Source organism: Vibrio sp. M260118, assembly GCF_036533755.1.
GTDB lineage: Bacteria > Pseudomonadota > Gammaproteobacteria > Enterobacterales > Vibrionaceae > Vibrio.
The window spans coordinates 1-1,889 of the sequence record NZ_JATABG010000517.1 but is presented as its reverse complement, the minus strand read 5'-3'; the positions used below and the strand labels follow the sequence as shown (position 1 = coordinate 1,889).

Sequence of the window (1,889 nt, the reverse complement as noted above, 5' to 3'; positions counted from 1 at the left end):
AGCTCATAGTTTTTATCAAAGTGGTCCATGATCGAGTGCTTGCCACGGCCGGTAACAATACACATGCCATTCATGCCTGCTTGAATGGCTTCCTCGACGCCGTATTCGATCAATGGTTTATTGACCACTGGCATCATCTCTTTTGGCATTGACTTAGTTGCTGGTAAGAAGCGCGTTCCATAGCCCGCAGCGGGGAACAGGCATTTTTTGATCATGATTCAACCCTTTGTAATTAATCTTATTCCTAAACTGGCGCAACAATATCATACGGCTTTATGTTTGTTGACCAATGAATAGTATTACTTGGGTAGAATCATGACCTGTTTTTAGATTTAAGACAAAGGCCGCATGTGTTGCTTTGCCCAAGCTGCGGCTTGAACACGGTTTTTGACGCTCAACTTACGAAATACCTTCTGCAAGTGGGATTTGACCGTGAACTCGCTAATGAACATATCATCGGCAATTTGAGTATTGGATGCCCCAGACATTAAGCAGCGCAAGATTTGTAATTCTCGGGTAGTGAGATCAACCGTTGCAGGCGTTGTATGGGTATCGACTACATTGCGATAGTGGAACAGAAGTTGAGCAGTCACTTTTCTTGGTAGCCAAGTCTCTCCATTGATAACGCCTTCGTAGCCGTTAACCAAATGTTTGATATCAGAACCTTGGTAAAACACCCCTTTGAGATGTCCGAACGCAAGCAATTCATCGGTTGTAAGGCGGTGTGAAACATTAAAAATAATGGTTTCAAATGACTTATCGGCGAGTGGTAAATCACTAATGATATTTTTGAGTTGGCGATACTCTTGATAATCGATGAGCAGTATTCGATGTTTATACTGTTGCAGAGCAAGCAGTAGGTCATTAGGTAGCATGGTAGGAATGGGGCCACCTACTTGTTGTTCTAACTGCTTTATCGTCGGATTGATTTGTTTATTTTCGGTCAAAAAATAGATAGTTCTTGCATAGATGTTCTTAGCCATTACTTTCTCCTAGCTGACGCTGATTGTTCTTTAACCATAGGTTGGCGCAATGATTGAAGAAGTGCGAATTCAGCTCGAAGCTTTGCGTTTTAGTTCATGCCATTCTGTAATTAACTCATTTCTCAGCTTAGCTAGAATTTGAGTTTTCTCGAAAAGTCACTGAAGTATGATATAGCTCATCTGTGTTTGTAGACATTGTGGCGACAGAAACTTGTACGCGGCGCAAAGCATGTTATCCTATTGCGCTATTTCTTGGGGTCAACAGACCCTTGTAATCCCAAAGTTAGACGGAGCAAAACATGGCTAGCCGTGGAGTAAATAAAGTTATCATTATGGGTAACCTAGGACAGGATCCTGAAGTTAAGTACACAGCTAATGGTAGTGCCGTGGCTAACATTACAGTGGCAACTTCTGATTCTTGGAGAGATAAAAATACCGGTGAGCAGCGTGAGAAAACGGAATGGCACCGTATTGTGCTATTTGGTAAGACCGCTGAAGTTGCTGGTGAGTACCTACGTAAAGGCTCTCAAGTTTATATTGAAGGTCAACTGCAAACTCGTAAGTGGCAAGACCAAAATGGTCAAGACCGCTACACAACCGAAGTTGTGGTTCAATGGCCTGCAGGTCAAATGCAACTGCTAGGTGGTCGCCAAGGTGCTCCAGCACAACAAGGTGGTATGGGCCAACAGCAGCAACCTCAGCAAGGCGGTTGGGGCCAACCACAACAGCCGGCAATGCAGCATCAACCGGCTCAACAACCTCAATCTCAGCCTCAGCAAGCTCAGCCGCAGTACAACGAGCCACCAATGGATTTTGATGACGACATCCCATTCTAAGTGTCTGTTATTGAAAAAAAGCCGCGCAAGTCGCGGCTTTTTTATATAGTAAATAGAGGAAATACAGTCG

General features: G+C 43.8%; 3 protein-coding genes. 1 reads left to right on the top strand and 2 read right to left on the bottom strand.

Going from position 1 to position 1,889, the window contains the following annotated elements:
* Both QTO00_RS19075 and QTO00_RS19070 read right to left on the bottom strand, forming a co-directional pair.
* Positions 1 to 215: sugar phosphate nucleotidyltransferase (locus QTO00_RS19075; protein ID WP_331426157.1), on the bottom strand; the 215-nt coding region annotated here is incomplete at its 3' end.
* Positions 216 to 332: 117 nt separating this feature from the next.
* Positions 333 to 983 carry a LuxR C-terminal-related transcriptional regulator gene (locus QTO00_RS19070; RefSeq protein ID WP_331426156.1) on the bottom strand — a complete coding sequence of 217 codons (651 nt, stop codon included), beginning with the start codon at positions 981 to 983 and terminating at the stop codon, positions 333 to 335.
* 299 nt (positions 984 to 1,282) lie between these two features.
* Here QTO00_RS19070 and QTO00_RS19065 point away from each other — a divergent pair, with 299 nt between their 5' ends.
* Positions 1,283 to 1,819 (top strand): single-stranded DNA-binding protein, encoded by a 537-nt coding sequence (locus QTO00_RS19065; protein WP_038209637.1) that lies wholly within the window; start codon positions 1,283 to 1,285, stop codon positions 1,817 to 1,819.
* The last annotated feature ends 70 nt before the right edge of the window (positions 1,820 to 1,889 follow it).